This window comes from Caulobacter sp. GW821-FHT09B08 (assembly GCF_059418225.1).
This window is the reverse complement of the sequence record NZ_JBWKPL010000001.1, coordinates 489021-505691: the sequence shown is the minus strand read 5'-3', so window position 1 is coordinate 505691 and position 16671 is coordinate 489021. Positions and strand designations below refer to the sequence as shown.

The 16671-nt window shown below is 69.9% G+C and carries 17 protein-coding genes; 10 read left to right on the top strand and 7 right to left on the bottom strand.

The features are described from left to right. Nucleotides 1-60: 60 nt before the first annotated feature. Complete coding sequence (locus tag AC07OA_RS02345; protein WP_494662151.1) at nt 61-642, bottom strand: TetR/AcrR family transcriptional regulator; 582 nt, start codon at nt 640-642, stop codon at nt 61-63. Between the two features lie 105 nt (nt 643-747). Here AC07OA_RS02345 and AC07OA_RS02340 point away from each other — a divergent pair, with 105 nt between their 5' ends. From AC07OA_RS02340 to AC07OA_RS02310, 7 genes are all read left to right on the top strand, one after another. Further along, the gene (locus tag AC07OA_RS02340; RefSeq protein WP_494662150.1) at nt 748-1716 is read left to right on the top strand and encodes an SDR family NAD(P)-dependent oxidoreductase; all 969 of its coding nucleotides are present in this window, start codon (nt 748-750) and stop codon (nt 1714-1716) included. Nucleotides 1717-2023: 307 nt separating this feature from the next. Beyond that, complete coding sequence (locus AC07OA_RS02335) at nt 2024-3304, top strand: MFS transporter (RefSeq protein ID WP_494662149.1); 1281 nt, start codon at nt 2024-2026, stop codon at nt 3302-3304. A gap of 214 nt (nt 3305-3518) precedes the next feature. After that, nucleotides 3519-4685 carry a saccharopine dehydrogenase family protein gene (locus AC07OA_RS02330; RefSeq protein WP_494662148.1) on the top strand — a complete coding sequence of 389 codons (1167 nt, stop codon included), beginning with the start codon at nt 3519-3521 and terminating at the stop codon, nt 4683-4685. A gap of 86 nt (nt 4686-4771) precedes the next feature. After that, nucleotides 4772-5908 carry a helix-turn-helix domain-containing protein gene (locus AC07OA_RS02325; protein ID WP_494662147.1) on the top strand — a complete coding sequence of 379 codons (1137 nt, stop codon included), beginning with the start codon at nt 4772-4774 and terminating at the stop codon, nt 5906-5908. A 101-nt stretch (nt 5909-6009) separates the two neighbouring features. Then, nucleotides 6010-6813 (top strand): MipA/OmpV family protein, encoded by an 804-nt coding sequence (locus tag AC07OA_RS02320; RefSeq protein WP_494662146.1) that lies wholly within the window; start codon nt 6010-6012, stop codon nt 6811-6813. Between the two features lie 13 nt (nt 6814-6826). Then, nucleotides 6827-7585: a CPBP family intramembrane glutamic endopeptidase gene (locus AC07OA_RS02315; RefSeq protein ID WP_494662145.1), complete on the top strand. Its 759-nt coding sequence runs from the start codon at nt 6827-6829 to the stop codon at nt 7583-7585. 49 nt (nt 7586-7634) lie between these two features. Beyond that, nucleotides 7635-9167, top strand: coding sequence for a cation:proton antiporter (locus tag AC07OA_RS02310; protein WP_494662144.1), 1533 nt, complete (start codon nt 7635-7637; stop codon nt 9165-9167). Nucleotides 9168-9328: 161 nt separating this feature from the next. Here AC07OA_RS02310 and uvrC read toward each other — a convergent pair whose 3' ends face one another. The 3 genes from uvrC to AC07OA_RS02295 are packed head-to-tail and all read right to left on the bottom strand — an operon-like array spanning nt 9329 to nt 11875. Further along, nucleotides 9329-11236: an excinuclease ABC subunit UvrC gene (uvrC, locus tag AC07OA_RS02305; protein ID WP_494662905.1), complete on the bottom strand. Its 1908-nt coding sequence runs from the start codon at nt 11234-11236 to the stop codon at nt 9329-9331. A 19-nt stretch (nt 11237-11255) separates the two neighbouring features. Further along, the gene (locus AC07OA_RS02300; protein WP_494662143.1) at nt 11256-11534 is read right to left on the bottom strand and encodes a type II toxin-antitoxin system RelE/ParE family toxin; all 279 of its coding nucleotides are present in this window, start codon (nt 11532-11534) and stop codon (nt 11256-11258) included. Next, nucleotides 11534-11875 (bottom strand): hypothetical protein, encoded by a 342-nt coding sequence (locus AC07OA_RS02295; protein WP_494662142.1) that lies wholly within the window; start codon nt 11873-11875, stop codon nt 11534-11536. Before AC07OA_RS02295 ends, AC07OA_RS02300 begins: the two co-directional genes overlap by 1 nt. Before the next feature lie 43 nt (nt 11876-11918). On the opposite strand from AC07OA_RS02295, the gene AC07OA_RS02290 reads away from it, so the two are divergent. After that, complete coding sequence (locus AC07OA_RS02290; RefSeq protein ID WP_494662141.1) at nt 11919-12539, top strand: TIGR02466 family protein; 621 nt, start codon at nt 11919-11921, stop codon at nt 12537-12539. Here the strand turns inward: AC07OA_RS02290 and AC07OA_RS02285 are convergent. From AC07OA_RS02285 to AC07OA_RS02275, 3 genes are all read right to left on the bottom strand, one after another. After that, entirely contained in the window at nt 12536-13195 is a 660-nt protein-coding gene (locus AC07OA_RS02285; protein WP_494662140.1) for a DUF998 domain-containing protein, read from the bottom strand. The genes AC07OA_RS02290 and AC07OA_RS02285 overlap by 4 nt on opposite strands. A 56-nt stretch (nt 13196-13251) precedes the next feature. Continuing rightward, a complete protein-coding gene (locus tag AC07OA_RS02280) occupies nt 13252-13905 on the bottom strand; it encodes a pyridoxamine 5'-phosphate oxidase family protein (RefSeq protein ID WP_494662139.1) in 654 nt (217 codons plus the stop codon). Between the two features lie 135 nt (nt 13906-14040). Next, entirely contained in the window at nt 14041-15711 is a 1671-nt protein-coding gene (locus AC07OA_RS02275) for a M20/M25/M40 family metallo-hydrolase (RefSeq protein ID WP_494662138.1), read from the bottom strand. A 211-nt stretch (nt 15712-15922) separates the two neighbouring features. Between AC07OA_RS02275 and AC07OA_RS02270 the strand changes: the two genes are divergently transcribed. Both AC07OA_RS02270 and AC07OA_RS02265 read left to right on the top strand, forming a co-directional pair. Beyond that, on the top strand, nt 15923-16114 hold the full coding sequence (locus AC07OA_RS02270) for a hypothetical protein (protein ID WP_494662137.1): 192 nt from the start codon (nt 15923-15925) through the stop codon (nt 16112-16114). A gap of 268 nt (nt 16115-16382) precedes the next feature. Then, nucleotides 16383-16616, top strand: a complete 234-nt coding sequence (locus AC07OA_RS02265) for a flagellar basal body rod C-terminal domain-containing protein (protein ID WP_494662136.1) — start codon at nt 16383-16385, stop codon at nt 16614-16616. The last annotated feature ends 55 nt before the right edge of the window (nt 16617-16671 follow it).

The window sequence follows — 16671 nt, the reverse complement described above, 5'->3', positions numbered from 1 at the left end:
AGCAGCGTCGCGCAACCTGTGGAAGAGCATGTTCCCATCCGAGAAGGTCTTTGACGGGGCTCAGACTCCCGCCCTCAACCCCGCCATCATCACGCTGAGCAGCCGCCGCGCCCCGGCCTCCCAGCCGGGCAGCTCGTAGCCCTGGCTGAGGCCGCTCATCATGCGCAGTATGTCCTCGAAACCGATGTCGGGACGGATCGCTTCGGCGGCATGGGCGGCGTCGGTCAGGCGGCCCAGGGCCGACAGGATGGTGGCCCCCGAGTCGGCATAGAGCCGCGAGCCCTCGCCGGGATCGGCGCGCAGGGCCGGGGCCACGACGCGCTTGGTGGCCATGTAGTCGATCAGCAGGTCCAGCCACGCCTCCAGCGCCTCGCCCGCCGGACGCTGGGCCAGCAGGGCGTCGGCCGAGGCGGCCAGCTGCTCGATCTCACGCGCATAGACCGCCGCCACCAGGGCCTCGCGGGTGGGGAAGTGGCGGTAGAGCGTGCCGATGCCGACCCCGGCCCGGCGCGCCACGTCCTCCAGCGGCGCCTCGGCCCCGAGTTCAGCGAACGCCGCCTTGGCCGCCGTCAGCAAGAGGTCGCGGTTGCGCAGGCTGTCGGCGCGGGGCTTGCGGAGCTTGGTGTCGGAAATTTCGGACATCGACCTTGAAAAACGGAGGCTGCCTCCGAATATCTATCCGGAGCCTTCCTCCATTTAACCCTCCAGGCGGGCCCGAACAACAACCCTGCATGGGATACGAGAGTCATGAGCGATCAATTCGGAGCCAAATCCACCACCGACGAGGTGCTGGCCGGCGTCGACCTCCACGGCAAGCGCGTGCTGGTCACCGGCGTTTCGGCCGGCCTGGGCGTTGAGACCGCCCGCGTGCTGGCCGCCCACGGGGCCGATGTCGTCGGCGCCGCGCGCGACCTGGACAAGGCGCGGGGCGCGACGGCCGTGGTGCGCGAGGCGGCGGCCGCCGGCGGCGGTTCGCTGGAGCTGGTCGCGCTGGACCTGGCGGACCTGAAAAGCGTGCGGGCCTGCGCCGACGCCTTGGTGGCCGATGGCCGTCCGTTCGACATCGTCATCGCCAACGCCGGCGTGATGGCCCCGCCGTTCGGTCGCACCGCCGACGGTTTCGAGACCCAGTTCGGCACCAACCACCTGGGCCACTTCGTGCTGATCAACCGCATCGCGCAACTGCTGAAGCCCGGCTCGCGGGTGGTGTCGCTGGCCTCGTCGGGCCACCGCTTCTCGGACGTGAACCTTCAGGATCCCAATTTCGAGACCACCGAATACACCCCGTTCGGAGCCTATGGCCGCTCCAAGACCGCCAATGTCCTGTTCGCCGTCGAGTTCGACCGCCGCCACAAGGACCGGGGCGTGCGCGCCACGGCCGTCCATCCCGGCGGCATCCAGACCGAGCTCGCCCGTCACCTCGACCCGGGGATGATCGCCGGCATGCTGGAGACCATCAACGCCCAGGCCAAGGCCGAGGGCGGCGAGGCCTTCTCGTGGAAGACCATTCCGCAGGGCGCGGCCACCAGCGTCTGGGCCGGCGTCGTCGCCCCGGTCGAGGCGGTCGCCGGGCGCTATTGCGAGGACTGCGGCGTGGCTCAGTTCAGCGAGGACGACTCGATGCTGCGCCAGGGCGTGCGCGCCTACGCCCTCGACCCCGACAACGCCAAGGCCTTGTGGGCGCTGAGCGAGAAGATGGTCGGCGAGACGTTCTAAGAGCGTACCCACTAGTCACCGTCATCCCGGGCCTTGTGCCCGGGACCCCTCTGTCCGCCGCAGGTGCGGAAGTGTGGCGCGCCAGCGCGCCATTGTCTCTCACGTGAAAGCTGAACCAGGGGTCCCGGGCACAAGGCCCGGGATGACGGGTATTGGGGAGGGTGAAGCACGCTCTGAACTGTCAGAGCTGTTCGAGGCGAAAGGAATTCGTCGTCCTGAGTGCTGAAGATCCTCCCATGGGGTCGTTTCTTGCGTCGCGGCGGTGGAGGCCGTAAGCCATGCTCCGATAGTCGGGGAGCGTAGCGACATGGCCAAAGACCAGGCGGACAAGATCGACGGCCCGTCCAACCGCCGGGTGCTGACCGCCAGCCTGGTGGGCACGGCGGTGGAGTTCTACGACTTCTACATCTACGCCACGGCCGCCTCGCTGGTGTTCGGCCAGCTGTTCTTCCCGTCCAAGTCGGCCAGCCTGCAGCAGATGGCGGCCTTCGCCAGCCTGGGCGTGGCGTTCCTGGCCCGGCCGCTGGGCGCCATCGCCTTCGGCCATTTCGGCGACCGGGTGGGGCGCAAGTCGACCCTGGTGGCCTCGCTGGTGCTGATGGGCGGCTCGACCCTGGCCATCGCCTTCCTGCCCACCTACGCCATGGCCGGCTGGATCGCCCCGACCCTGCTGTGCCTGCTGCGCTTCGGCCAAGGCTTCGGCCTGGGCGGCGAGTGGGGCGGGGCCGCCTTGCTGGCCGTCGAGAACGCCCCGCCCGGCTGGCGCGCGCGCTTCGGCATGTTCCCGCAGTTGGGCGCGCCAGTGGGCTTCATCGCCGCCAACGGCCTGTTCCTGATTCTGGGCCTGGTCCTGACGCCCGAGCAGTTCCTGGCCTGGGGCTGGCGCCTGCCGTTCCTGGGAAGCCTGGCCCTGGTGGCCGTGGGCCTGTGGGTGCGTCTGAAGCTGACCGAGACCCCGGCCTTCGCCGCCGCCATCGCCCACGAGCCGCCGCCCGCCGTGCCGCTGGGCGAGCTCCTGCGCGACCACTGGAAGGCCACCCTGTGCGGCACCCTGGCGGCCATCTGCTGCTTCGCCGTCTACTACCTGATGACCGCCTTCGCCCTGGGCTACGGCGCCAAGGACCTGGGCTATGGCCGCACCGCCATGCTGAGCGTGCAGCTGGGGGCGATCCTGTTCATGGCCGCCGGCATCGTCGTGGCCGGCTACTGGGCCGACGCCACCAGCCCGCGCCGGGTGCTGATGGCCGGCTGCGGCATGACCGTGGGCATCGGCGTCCTGCTGCCGTTCATGATGGTGACCGGCTCGCTGCCGACCATCGGCCTGTTCCTGGTGCTGGGCCTGCTGGTCATGGGCTTCGTCTACGGCCCGCTGGGCGCCTATCTGCCCGACCTCTTCCCCGCCCGAGTGCGCTACACCGGCGCCTCGGCGGCCTTCAATCTGGGCGGCATACTGGGCGGGGGGCTGGCGCCGATGATCGCCCAGGCCCTGGCTGACAAGGGCGGGCTGGCGCCGGTGGGCGGCTATCTGGCCGTGGCGGCGGGCTTGAGCTTCCTGGGCCTGCTGGCGATCAAGCCAAAGGCGGCTTAGCGCACTTCACTCACTTGCCCCCACCTGACCGCTTCGCGGTCTGTCCGCCCCCGTAGGGGGCGGAGGACGAAAACGCGCATCCTCTTCCCCCTCCGGGGGAAGGAGGGCCGCAGGCCCGAAGGGGGCAAGTGGTCGCCTCTCGAACACCCGTTTGCCCTGGCTCCACTTCCGCGCCACTCTGGCTCCCAACAACAAGACCTCGGGAGGCGCACCCATGAACCCCAATGCGGAATTCGACGTCGTCGTGCACGGCGCGACCGGCTTCACCGGCCGGCTGGTGGCCGAGCACTTCGTCAAGCATCACCCGGACGCCAAGTGGGCGATGTCGGGCCGCAGCGCCGACAAGCTGGCCGCCGTGCGCGACGAGATCGGCGCTTCCAAGGACACGCCGCTGATCGTCGCCGACGCCGACGACCCCGCCTCCCTGCGCGCCATGGCCGCCCGGGCCAAGGCGGTGCTGACCACCGTCGGCCCCTATCAGCTCTACGGCTCCGACCTGGTCGCCGCCTGCGCGCAGCTGGGAACCGACTATCTGGACCTCTGCGGCGAGCCGGCCTGGATGCGCCAGATGATCGACGACCACGAGCGCGCGGCCCAGGACAGCGGCGCGCGGATCGTCTTTTCCTGCGGCTTCGACTCCATCCCGTTCGAGCTGGGCGTCTGGTTCGTGCAGCAGGAGGCGATCCGGCAATTCGGCGCCCCCGCCGCCCGCGTGAAGGGGCGCGTGCGGGCCATGCGCGGCACGTTCTCGGGCGGCACGGCGGCCAGCCTCAAGGCCACCATGGCCGCCGCCGCGCGCGATCCCCAGGTGCTGGAGCACTTGAAGAACCCCTTCGCCCTGACCCCCGACTTCGCCGGACCCAAGCAGCCGCACGGCGCGGCCGTGGCCTATGACGAGGACCTCGCCTCCTGGACCGCCCCGTTCGTGATGGCGGCCATCAACACTCGCAACGTCCACCGCTCCAACTGGCTGATGGACCAGCCCTACGGCGCCGACTTCGTCTATGACGAGATGATCCTAACGGCGCCCGGCGAGGCGGGGGAGGCGGCCGCCAAGGCCGTCGGCGCGGCCAATGCGGCCATGGGCGCCGAGGGCGGCCCCAAGCCGGGCGAAGGCCCCAGCAAGGAAGAGCGCGAGGCCGGCTTCTACGACGTGCTGTTCGTCGCCCTGGCCGAAGACGGCCGCCAGGTCCGCGCCGGCGTCAAGGGCGACAAGGACCCCGGCTATGGCTCCACCAGCAAGATGATCGCCGAGACGGCCCTCGCCCTGATCGACACGCCCGACGTGGCCGGCGGCATCTGGACCCCCGGCGCGGCGCTGCAAGGCAAGCTGGTCGAGCGGCTGGAGACGGGGGCGGGGCTGAAGTTCGCGGTGGAGTAGCCGCCCTCAATCGCGCCCACCGATTGCGCCTCTGGAGGTTTCACGACAGTCTCCGCCGGTTTCGGGCGCGGGGGCGGATCGTCGGCATGGTCGATACTGTGGTGCTGATCCTGTCCTCGGCCACGGCCGGGGTGGGACTGTTTTCGGCCGCCCAGCTGGGTCTTCGGCGCAGCGTGGCGTCCTCGGCCCTGGGTCTCTTCCTGCTGATCAGCGCCCTGTCGGGCGTGGACCTGATCCTGGACCGCACCGGCGTCTACGCCGCCGCGCCGTGGGCGACGGGCATCCTGTGGACCACCTCGCTGTTCCTGGCTCCGGCGATCCTGGCCTATGTGCTGGCCATGACCGGCGCGCCGGAGGACGGCTGGACCCTGGCGCGCCTGGCCCGCATCGGCTGGCCGGCGGGCGTCGCTCTGCTGCTGGTGCTGCCGTTCTTCCTGCTGCCCGCCCGTATGCGTCTGGCGGTCTATGAGGGCGCGGGCGCCGACCCGTGGGTGGGACCGATCCAGCTGGCCCTGGTGGTGCTGTTCCTGGCCGTGACCCTGGGCTACCTGGCCGCCGCCTTCCGGGTGCTGGGCCGGCACGTGCGCCGGGTGCGCGACCTCTTCTCCAACATCGAGAACCGCACCTTGAGCTGGCTTAGAGTGCTGCTGCTGGTCATGCTGGCGGCCTGGATCTGGGGGGCGGTCAAGTCGGCCCTGACCGCCGGCTTCGTCCACGCCGGCTGGCTGGACGCGGCGGCCGCGGCGGTCGAGCTCAGCTGGACGGCGGCTATCGGCCTGTTCGGTCTGTCGCAGCAGCCGATCTTCACCGCCCAGACCGAGACGCCCCGCGCCCTGCCCGCCGGCGGCAAGTACGCGCGTTCCGCGCTCGCCGAAGCGCGCCAGGCCGAGATCGCCGCCCGGCTGGACCAGGCCATGCGCTCGGGCGGGCTGCACCGCGATCCCCTGCTGTCGCTCAGCGCCCTGGCCGGCCGGATCGGGGTGTCGCCCAACCACCTGTCCCAGACCCTGAACGAGCACCTGGGCCAGAGCTTCTTCGACTATGTGAACCGCTGGCGGGTCGAGGAGGCGATCTCGCGGATCCAGGCCACCGACGAGGCCATACTGACCATCGCCTACGACGTGGGCTTCAACTCGCGCTCCACCTTCAACGCCGCCGTCGCCAAGCATTCAGGCCGTCCGCCCAGCGCCTTCCGGCCCTCGGCCCCGCGTCCGAGCCGCTAGGCCCGGAAGGCTCTCCGGGTTCGAGCCTACCCGTCCGGACGACGCCCGCCGTCGCCCCGGCCAGGGTCATGACCATCATCCTCCCTTGAAGAGAGATCGTCATGATCCGTCGTCGGAACCACCCCAGCCTCGTCGTGGCCGCCCTTGTCGTCGCCGCCTTCTCAGCCGGTTCGGCCCGCGCCCAGGCGCGGGAGACCGAGCAGCCCGAGCGGCTGTTCCTGCTGGGGGCCGGCGTCTACGCCACCAGCAATCCCTATGCGAGCGCCCGCGAGGAGGTCGAGACCGGTTTCCTGCCGCTGTTCGTCTATCAGGACCGCTTCCTGACGGCCGACCTGTCGGGCCTGGCGATCACCGCCTATTCCAGCGACCACATCGAGCTGGCCGCCCGGATCAGCCCGCGCTTCCAGTTCGTCGATCCCAAGGACACCCGCGACTTCGCCTTCCTGGAGCGCGACACCGGCGTCGACGTGGGCGCCCGCCTGACCGGCTCGCTCGGTCCCGCGCGGCTGAGCCTGGAATATCTGGCCGACGTCTCGGGCGAGACGAAGGGCCAGGAGCTGAACCTGGACGTGGCCGTCAGCGCCTCGCCGACCGAACGCCTGTCGGTCGAGGCGGTGGTCGGCGTCTCGTGGAAAGACGAGGCCCTGGCGACCTGGCTCTACGGCCTGAAGGAGTCCGAGGTCGGGGCGGCCCGCGCCTACCAGTTCGGCCGCTCGCCCAGCGCGCCGTCGGGCGGGGTCTGGGTTCCGTCGTTCGGCGTCCAGGTCCGCTACCAGGTCAGCGACCGGGTCTATGTGATCGCCGCCGCCGAGACGGAGTTCTACGGTCACGAGATCACCGACAGCCCCCTGATGGCCAAGGATTTCACCACGGCGGGGTTCGTCAGCCTCGTCCGTCGCTTCTAGGCGGGGCGGGACCGTGCGTTCGGCGCGCGTGGAGACGGCGGCGATCCTGCTGATCTGGCTGGCGGCCACGGCGCCCATGGCCGTGCTGGCCTGGGTCGTGGCGCCGCGCCTGATGACGCCCGGCGATCCCCTGCCGGGCCTGGTCTTCTGGCGGATGATCGTGGTCGGCATGGCCTGGCAGTTCGTGCTGTCGCTGATCGTGCTGCGGCTGGAGGGCGTGCCCCTGCGATGGGCGGATCTGCGTCGGCGGCTGTGGCTGACGACGCCGGTCAACCGGTTGACCGGCCGGCCGCTGGCGGGAACCTTCCTGCTGGTCCCGGTGTTCGTCGCCCTCGGCTTCGTCGGCGACGAGCTGGTCACCGCCTGGTTCCAGGACACGGACCTGGGCCACCGCCTGGCCCGGGCCGTCCCGCGCTTTGCCTTCATCGAGGCCCTGGATACGCCCAAGGCCCACGGCCGCTGGGACCTTCTGGGTCTGGCCCTGGTTTCCGGCCTGTTCAACTACGGCCTGGGCGAGGCGCTGCTGTTCCATGGCGTGCTGTTGCCGCGCATGGAGAAGGCCTGGGGGCGTTGGGCGTGGCTGGGCAACGGCCTGCTGTTCGCCGCCTATCACGTGCACAAGTTCTGGCTGCTGCCCGGTCTGCTGATCAGCTGTCTCTGCTACAGCCTGCCGGCCCAGGCCTTCCGCTCCACCTGGCTGGCGGTGCTGATCCACGGCCTGGAGGGCGTGGTCCTGGTCGTCGCCGTGGTCGCGGTGATCGTGGGGTCGTGAAGCGGCCTTACCATTTGCCAAGTCGGCCGCCAGCGGCGACGCTCCCAGCATGCTGATCTTCGAATGGATCCTGATCCTGCTGCTGGGCGCGGTGCTGCTGTCGGCCCTGGCGCGGCGGGTGGGCGCGCCCTATCCGGCGCTGCTGGCCCTGGGCGGGGCGGCGGTGGCGCTGATCCCCGGCGCGCCGCGCCTGGAGCTGGAGCCGGAGCTGATCCTGGCCCTGTTCATCGCCCCGGTGCTGCTGGACGCGGCCTACGACTCCTCGCTGCGCGACCTGAAGGACAACTGGCGGCCGGTCTCGTCCCTGGTGCTGGTGGCCGTCAGCCTGACCACCCTGGGCGTGGCCTGCGCGGCGCGCTGGCTGTTTCCGGACATGCCCTGGGCGGCCGCCATCGCGCTGGGAGCCATCGTCGCCCCGCCGGACGCCGTGGCGGCCCTGGCCGTACTGCGGCAGGTCCGGCCACCGCACCGGGTGCTGAAGATCCTGGAGGGCGAGAGCCTGCTCAACGACGCCTCGGCTCTGCTGATCTACCGCCTGGCGGTGGGGGCGGCGGCCGGCGGCTTCAGCCTGGTCCATGCGGCGCCGACCTTCGCCCTGGTGGCGGTGGGCAGCGTGGCGGTCGGCTACGGCCTGGCGCGCTTTTCGCGGCCGCTGTTCGGGCGGGTGACGGATGTGCCCAGCTCCGTGATCATCCAGTTCGTCTCGACCTTCGGGGTGTGGATCCTGGCCGAGCGGCTGGGGCTGTCGGGGGTGATCACCATCGTCGTCTACGGGGTCAGCCTGGCTCGGCGGACCAACCTGCCGATGGCGGCCCGGCTGCGCATCCCCTCGTTCGCGGTCTGGGAGTCGGTGACGGTGGTGCTGAACGTCCTGGCCTTCACCCTGATCGGCCTGCAGATCGGCCCGATCCTGGAGGGGCTGTCGCCGCACGAGCGGGCTGCGTATCTGCGCGCGGCCGGGGCGATCCTGGCGACGGTGATCGGGGTGCGGCTGGCCTGGGTGATGACCTACAACACCGGGGTGCGGTTGAAGAACCGCTGGTTCGGCATGCGCGTGGCCCGGCCCAGCATGGCCGCGCCCACCGCCCGGGGCGGGCTGGTGGTGGCCTGGTGCGGCATGCGCGGCATGGTCAGCCTGGCCGCCGCCCTGGCCCTGCCGCAAGGCTTCCCCTATCGCGACTTCATCCAGCTGGCCGCCTTCGCTGTGGTGCTGGGCACCCTGGTGATCCAGGGCCTGACCCTTAAGCCGCTGCTGGGTCTGCTGCGCCTGCCCGACGACGACCCGGTGCGCCAGGAGCTGAAGATCGCCCGCGCCGCGACGCTGAAGGCCATGCTGGCCGAGCTGGAGGGCGACGACAGCCCGGCCGCCGAGGCCCTGCGCCGCGAATACGGCGACGCCCTCAGCCTGATGCGCCAAGGCCAGAACGCCCGCGACTCGGCCGACAACGCCCTGCGCCGGCGGGTGGTGGCGGTGTCGCGGGTGACGATCTCCGACCTGCGCCATCGGGGCGAGATCGGCGACGACGCCTATCGGGCGCTGGAGGAGGAGTTCGACTGGCTGGAGCTGTCGGCTAGGGAGTAGGGGGGCGGTGGATCACCACTTGCCCCCACCTGGCGGCTTTGCCGCCTGTCCGCCCCCATAGGGGGCGGAGCCGCGAACGCTAAGCTCTTCCCCCTATGGGGGAGGAGGGCCGAAGGCCCGGAGGGGGCAAGTCGGCGCGCAACGCGTGTGCGGCGGTTTTCCTAGCTCTTCCGGAAGAACGCGTGGATCCGCTCGGCCAGCGGCTGGCTCACCCCGTCCACCTTCATCAGGTCCTCGACCGCCGCGCGGCTGACGCCCTTGGCCGACCCGAACGCGTGCAGCAGGGCCTTCTTGCGGCCGGGACCCACGCCCTCGATCTCGTCGAGCGGGTTCTTCTTCAGATCCATGCTGCGCCGCGTGCGGTGCGCCCCGATGGCGAAGCGGTGGGCCTCGTCGCGCAGCCGCTGCAGGTAGTAGAGCACCGGCGACTTTGGCTCGAGCATGAACGGGACCTTGTCCGGCAGGAAGAACCGCTCCAGCCCCGCGTCGCGGTCCGGCCCCTTGGCCACCCCGACGATGGCGATGTCATCGACGCCCAGGTCGGCCATCACCTCCAGGGCCGCGTCCAGCTGACCCTTGCCGCCGTCGACCAGCACCAGGTCGGGGCGGTTTTCGCTGTCGCCCTCTTCCTCTTCCTTGACCAGGCGCGAGAAGCGGCGGCGCAGCACCTCCTTCATCATCCCGTAGTCGTCGCCCGGCGTCAGCTCGGTCGAGCGGATGTTGAACTTGCGGTACTGGCCCTTCATGAAGCCTTCCGGCCCGGCCACGATCATGCCGCCGACAGCATTGGTGCCCTGGATGTGGCTGTTGTCGTAAACCTCGATCCGCTCGGGCGGGGCCTCCAGGCCGAACGCCTCGCAGACGCCGGCCAGCAGCTTGGTCTGGGCCGAGCCTTCGGCCATCTTCCGGCCCAAAGCCTCGCGGGCGTTGGTCAGGGCGTGGTCGACCAGATCGGCCTTCTCGCCGCGCTTGGGGGTGGCGATCTCGACCTTGCGACCGCTCTTCAGGGCGAAGGCCTCGGCCAGCAACTCGCGGTCGGCCGGGTCCAGGTTGGTCAGGATCAGGCGCGGGATCGGCTTGTCGTCGTAGAACTGGCCCAGGAACGCGGTGAGGATCCGCTGCTCCTCGGTGGTGTTCTCGTCGGTGTCCTCGGCGTTGCCGGTCACGCGCGGGAAGTAGGCGCGGTTGCCCCAGTTCTGGCCGGCGCGGAAGAAGAACACCTGCACGCAGGCCTGGCCGCCCTCGACGTGCAGGGCCACGACGTCGGCCTCCTCCACGGTCTCGGGATTGATCTGGCTCTCCTGGGCCACGGCGGCCAGCGCCCGGATGCGGTCGCGCAGGCGGGCGGCGCGTTCGAACTCCAGGTCCTCGGACGCGGCTTCCATCTGCTGGGCGATCGACGCCATCACTGCGCGCGACTTGCCCCGCAGGAAGGCCTCGGCCTGGTCGACCAGGGCCTGGTAGTCGTCCTTGCCGATCAGGCCGGTGCAAGGCGCGGCGCAGCGCTTGATCTGATGCAGCATGCAGGGCCGCGAGCGGGTGTCGTAAACGCTGTCGCTGCACGAGCGGAGGAGAAAGGCTTTCTGCAGGGTGTTCAGCGTGCGGTTCACGGCCCCGGCGCTGGCGAACGGCCCGAAATAGTCGCCCTTGATCGTGTGGGCGCCGCGATGCTTGCGCAGCTGCGGCGCGCCGTGGTCGCGGCGGATGACGATCTCGGGAAAGCTCTTGTCGTCGCGCAGCAGCACGTTGAAGCGCGGCTTCAGCTGCTTGATCAGGTTGATCTCGAGCAGCAGGGCGTCGGCTTCGGTGCGGGTGGTGACGAACTCCATCGACCGCGTGGCGTCGACCATGTGGGCGATGCGGTTGGTGTGGAAGCGGCCCTGGGCGTACTGCACCACGCGCTTCTTCAGGCTCTTGGCCTTGCCGACGTAGAGGACTTCCTCGTTCTCGCCGATCATCCGGTAGACGCCGGGCCCGTCGGGCAGGCGCGTGACCTCGTCCTTGATCAGGGCGGCGCCGCGCAGGGCGTTGGCGGGGATGTCGGTGGTCGCGTCGTTCACGGGGGAGATATAGGCGAGTCTGGCCGGTTCAGCGATCTTCGAGGCTGTGGAAGATGCGGGCCACAGTCAGTCTATCCGCCCGCGCGCGATACTGGATGACATAGATGTTGGCGTGAAACGGCACATAGAGTTCGCGATAGCGCCCGGTGGCGCTGCTCGATCCTCGTTCCGGGAAGGAGGTCAGCGTCTCGACCGCCTCGACCAAGCAGGCGCCCAAACCGTCCGCAAACGACAAGCCGCGCTTGAAGAGCCAATCCTCGAGACGGTCTATATCATTTAGCGCCTCTTCGGTGATGAACAGGCGCATCAGCGCGTGCGACTACCGAGATTTAGGAGTCGATTCCTGAACTCTTCCCAAGGCACGCCGCCCGTCCTTTCGGCTTCGTCGCAGATCCGATCTAGTTCGTCGGCGTAGGCCTCGTTGTCGCCTTCGAGGCCGTTGTCATGCGGAGCGCGAACTGGCGGCCCGTTCCACGGGGCGCTGGTCTCTTCGAAGCCTGGCTGCTCTAGGGCGTGCCCGAGGACTCCAAGTGCATACTCCTCAACGCTCTGACCCGCAGCTTCCGCGCGCGCTCGCAAGCGCGCCGCGCGCTCGCCTTCAATCTTCAGGGTGATCTCGCCATCAGCCATGTTCACATGATGTTCCATCCGGGGTTTGTCGTCAACGCGCCCGCCCTGTATGACCCGCCCCATGACCACGCGCCCGCTCTTCGTCACGCCGCTCTACGAGGCCAGCCTGGCCGGGGAGAAGGGCTTCGCCGACTTCATCGACGAACTGCACGACGCCTGCATCGCCGTGGCCGAGGACGACGAGGCCGGCCAGGCCTGGGCCGAGAAGAAGGGCTATCTCGGCTACACCTCCTACGCCTCGCTGGACGACCTGGCCCAGCGCGACAGCCTGTTCGCGGACCTGAAGAAGAAGCTCGACAAGCACGCGCTCGCCTTCGCCAAGGCCCTGCATTTCGACCTGGCCGGCGGCAAGCTGGTGATGGACAGTTTCTGGATCAACATCCTGGAGCCGGGCGGCCAGCACACCGGCCACATCCACCCCCACAGCGTCATCTCCGGCACGGTCTATGTGACGATCCCGCCGGGCGCCTCGGCCCTGAAGTTCGAGGATCCGCGCCTGCCGATGATGATGGCCGCGCCCACCCGCCAGGCCGACGCGCCCGAGACCCTGCAGCCCTTTGTCTATGTCCAGCCCGAGCCGGGCTCGATCCTGATGTGGGAGAGCTGGTTGCGCCACGAGGTGACGCCCAACCAGGCCGAGGAACAGCGGATCAGCATCAGCTTCAACTACGCCTGGCGTTAAGCCGCCGGCGCGTAGTCGGGTTCAGCGGAGGGCTGCTCGTTGTCCGTGACGACCGGCCGCGCGCGCCAGTGGCGGTCCAGGCAGAACGCGGCGATGGCCAGCCACAGCAAGCCCAGGAACGCGTGGCCGCGCTGCCAGTAGCCCACGTCGTGGCCGGTGCGCACGTTCCACACGCCGGTCAGCAGGGCCAGCACCAGCAGCAGGCCGAAGAACCAGCCCAGCGAGAAGTGGGCCAGACGGCGATGGCCCGGCTTGCCCCACAGGGCCCAGGCGGTGAACAGCGGGGCGAACTGGATGGCCAGGCCCACGCCGCAGGCGCGGTGCATGGGGTCGGGCCAGTGGAAGAGGCCGGCGAACAGGGCGCCCAGGCCGGTCATCGACACCCAGAGCCCCGCGAAGGCCGAGACCCGGCGGCGGCCGCCGGCGTGCTCCAGGACGTGGGCGAAGCCGGCCCCGGCCGCCATGCCGGCCAGGCCCGCCAGGATCATGCCGATGTTGAACACCTGGGGCAGGGGCGCCTTGGGGCCGCCCAACTCGCTGATGAACTGGGCCCCGGCGTCGAAGCCCGGGAACAGGCGCTGGGCCAGCCAGACGTCGGCCACCATGATCGCCGGAACGATCAGGCCGATCCTCAGCAGGCTTCCCACACTCAACACGCGTCCCGTCTCCGGCTGATCGGACCCGCCCTAGATCGCGCCGGGCGGGGGCGGGGTCAAGCGGTGGGTCCGTCTTCCGCCGACGAAGCCCGCCCGGCCAGGCGTTCGCGCAACGCCTGGTTCTCGGCCTCCAGCGCGGCCAGCCGCTCGCGCAACGGCTGGACCGCGTGGCCGATCTCGGCCTCGGTGAAGCGGGGAACGATGTGCTGGGGGCAGTTCCAGTCGAAGGCCGCCAGACGCAGCCGGAACAGCCTTTCGGGCCTGGCCCGGTAGCCGGGAATCGTCACCTGGGCGAGGAGGTCGCGATGGTCGTCCAGCGCCAGGCGCTCGGCGTGGGCCAGGATCTTCAGCCGGGCCCGCCGGGGATAGTCCACCAGGATCAGCGCCACCCGGTCGTTGGCGTCCAGATTGCCGACGCTGATGTACTGGCGGTTGCCGGCATAGTCGGCGAAGGCCAGGGTGACCTCGTCGATCACCTTCAGGAAGCCGGGCGGTCCGCCGCGATGCTGGACATAGGGCCAGCCCGTCTCGGAGACGCTGGCCATGTAGAAGCTGTCGCGCTGCGCGATGAAGGCGACCTCGTTTTCCGTGAACCGCTCGAACCGCCGGTCGACCTCGCCCGGCCGCCACAGATGGTCGACGCCCATCTCCGCCTGGGCCGCCCGCACGCTGGGCGAACTGGCCAGGTCCAGGAAGCTGTATCGGCTCACGGGCGGTCTCCTCGGATAGACGGGCGACAGAGGGCCAGCACAGGGGGGCAGCAAACGACCCGCCTGTCTTGATCAATCGCCCGACCAAATCCGAGGCCGTGGGGACGGGCCCGTGAGGCCCGTCCCCACCCGGGGTCACTTCTTGCCGAACAGCTCGCCGAAGAAGTCGCCCTTGTTCCAGCTGGGACGCGCCGGCATGTCGGCCAGTTCGCGGGCGATCTCGTAATTGACCAGGGCGAAGCGGGCCCCGGCGTTGTAGTCGATCGGCAGCTTCAGGTCGTCGCTGGGCTTGTGATAGTGGGTGGCCAGGAAGTCGCGGAAGCCCTTCTCGCCGCCGTTCTTGAAGCCGGTCATCAGGAACACCGACGGCACGCCCTGCTCGACGAAGCGGTAGTGGTCCGAGCGGACGAACAGGCCCTCTTCCGGCATCGGGTCGGCCGACAGGCCGATGCCCACGCGGCCGGCGGCGCGGCCCACGGCCGGACCGATCGACGAGCGGTCGGCGCCGAAGGCCACCACGTCCTGGAAGTCGTACAGCAGCACCGGCATGTCCAGATTGACGTCGGCGGCGATGCCGGCCTTGGGCACGGTCGGGTTGTTGGCGAAGTAGTCCGAGCCGATCAGGCCCTTCTCCTCGGCGGTCACGGCCAGCAGCACGATCGAGCGCTTGGGCTTGGTCTTGGCTTCCTTGAAGCCGCGCGCCACTTCCAGCAGGGTGGCGATGCCGGCGGCGTTGTCCAGGGCGCCGTTGTTGATGACGTCCGGACCCTTGCCGTGCAGGCCCAGGTGGTCGAGGTGGGCCGACAGGATGATCGTCTGGGCCTTCAGCGTCGGGTCCGAGCCTTCGATCAGGCCGACGACGTTGCTGCTCTGGCGCTTCTCGATCTCGGTCTTCAGCTGGATCGTCACGTTGGTGGGCAGGTCGAAGCCCTTGACCAGGCCCTCCGGCGTCTCGGCCGTGGCCAGCACGGTTTCCAGCGAGGTCGGGGCGCCGGCGAACAGCTTGGCGCCGCCCTTCAGGCTGAGGCTGGCCAGGCCCGGGGCCGCGGCGCCGCGCACGCTGGGCGCGCCCTCGGCGTCGTTCCAGGTCATCCGCCAGTCCTGATAGCCGGGGATGCCGCGCGCGAACGGGCGGTTCTTCTCGCTGCTGGTGGTGGGCAGGGTGATGACGCCGATCGCGCCGCGCTTGGCGGCCTCGACCCGCTTGGTGTTGGTGTTGCCGTAGTGGGCGCGGACCTCGGTCTGGAAGCCCGACGGGGCGCCGTTCAGGATGACGACGATCTTGCCCTTCACGTCCAGGCCCGCGTAGTCGTCGCGGCCGCGCTCGGGGGCGACGACGCCGTAGCCGACGAAGACCAGCGGCGCGGTGACCGAGGTCTCGGCCTGGCGGGCCTGGGCCGAGGGCAGGTAGTCCTCGCCGAAGGTCAGGGCGCCGGTCTTGCCGTCGGCGCCGGCGAACGAGACGCCGCCCTCGTTGGCCGCGCGGAAGGCCGTCAGCGGCACTTGCTGCAGGTACGAGCCGTTGTCGCCGGCCGGCTTGACGCCCATCACCGCATATTGCGAGGCCACGTACTGGGCGGCGATGTCGTAGCCGCGCGTGCCGGCCTCGCGGCCTTCCAGCAGGTCGTCGGCCAGGAAGCCCATGTGGGCCTTGATGGCGGCGGCCGAGGGCTTGAAGTCGCTGCCGACGGGCTTGGGCGCGGCGGCCTTGGCGGGCGCCGGCTTGGTCGCGGCGGTCGCCAGGGCGGGTTGGACGGCCATCAGCAGGGCGGCGCCGGCGAGAGCGGCGCGACGGGAGAACGGCATCGAGGAAGGCTCCAGGAACGGGGCGATCCCCGCGAAAAGCGCGACCTTGACCAGACCGGCGCGGCTTGTCGAGATCGTGCGCCTGAACGTTTTGTAATCTTTCCGGAAAACGGCGCTTTGCGGGCGGGCGTGAAGAGGGCGTTTACCTTGTCTGGTCAGGCCCGCTTAACGCCTCGCGGCCAGATTGGCGGCGACGTCCAGAGGATATGCCGTGCAGGTTTCCGCCACCCCCGCCTACAGCGCTCCGCGACCTGTCGCGACCCAGGCCCAGCCGGCCCCGCCGGTCGACCTGACCCAGCTGGCCGTGGCCCAGACCAACGCCAAGGCGACCGCCGCCGCCGGCGCGGCCCTCGGCGCGGCCACGGGCGAACTGACCGGCACGCTGGTCAATATCAGCGCCTAGGCATCGATCCGGCGCTTTCCAACCTTCCGTCATTCCCGCCCTTGTGGCGGGAACCCCTCTGTCCGCCGCAAGGGCGGATGAGTGGCGCGCCGGCGCGCCAAGCCGCTTCACATGCCAGCTGAACCAGGGGTTCCCGCCACGAGGGCGGGAATGACGGCAGGAGGGGTTACGGCCTCTCATGCCGATTAACCGCCTAATTTCACCGCCTTTCCTTAAGCCCGCTTAACCGACGCATCGCACATTGCCCTGGCAACCAGGGAGTCGGCCCGTGCAAGCCCTCAACATCGCCGCGGCCGGTATGGCCGCCGCCACCGATCGTCTCAGCGCCAGCGCCCAGCGCACGGCCGCCTGGGGCGTGGAGCAGGTCCAGGGCGAGCAGAAGATCGACCTGGCCAAGGAAGCGGTCGAGCAGATCTCGGCCAAGACCGACTTCAAGGCCAACGCCGCCGTCGCCAAGACCGCCGACGAGATGACGGGCGCCCTCCTGGACATCCTCGCCTAGGACCGCCCGCCGTCGGCCACGAGCCGGTTCGAGCCCAATCCGCATTCCCCCCTGC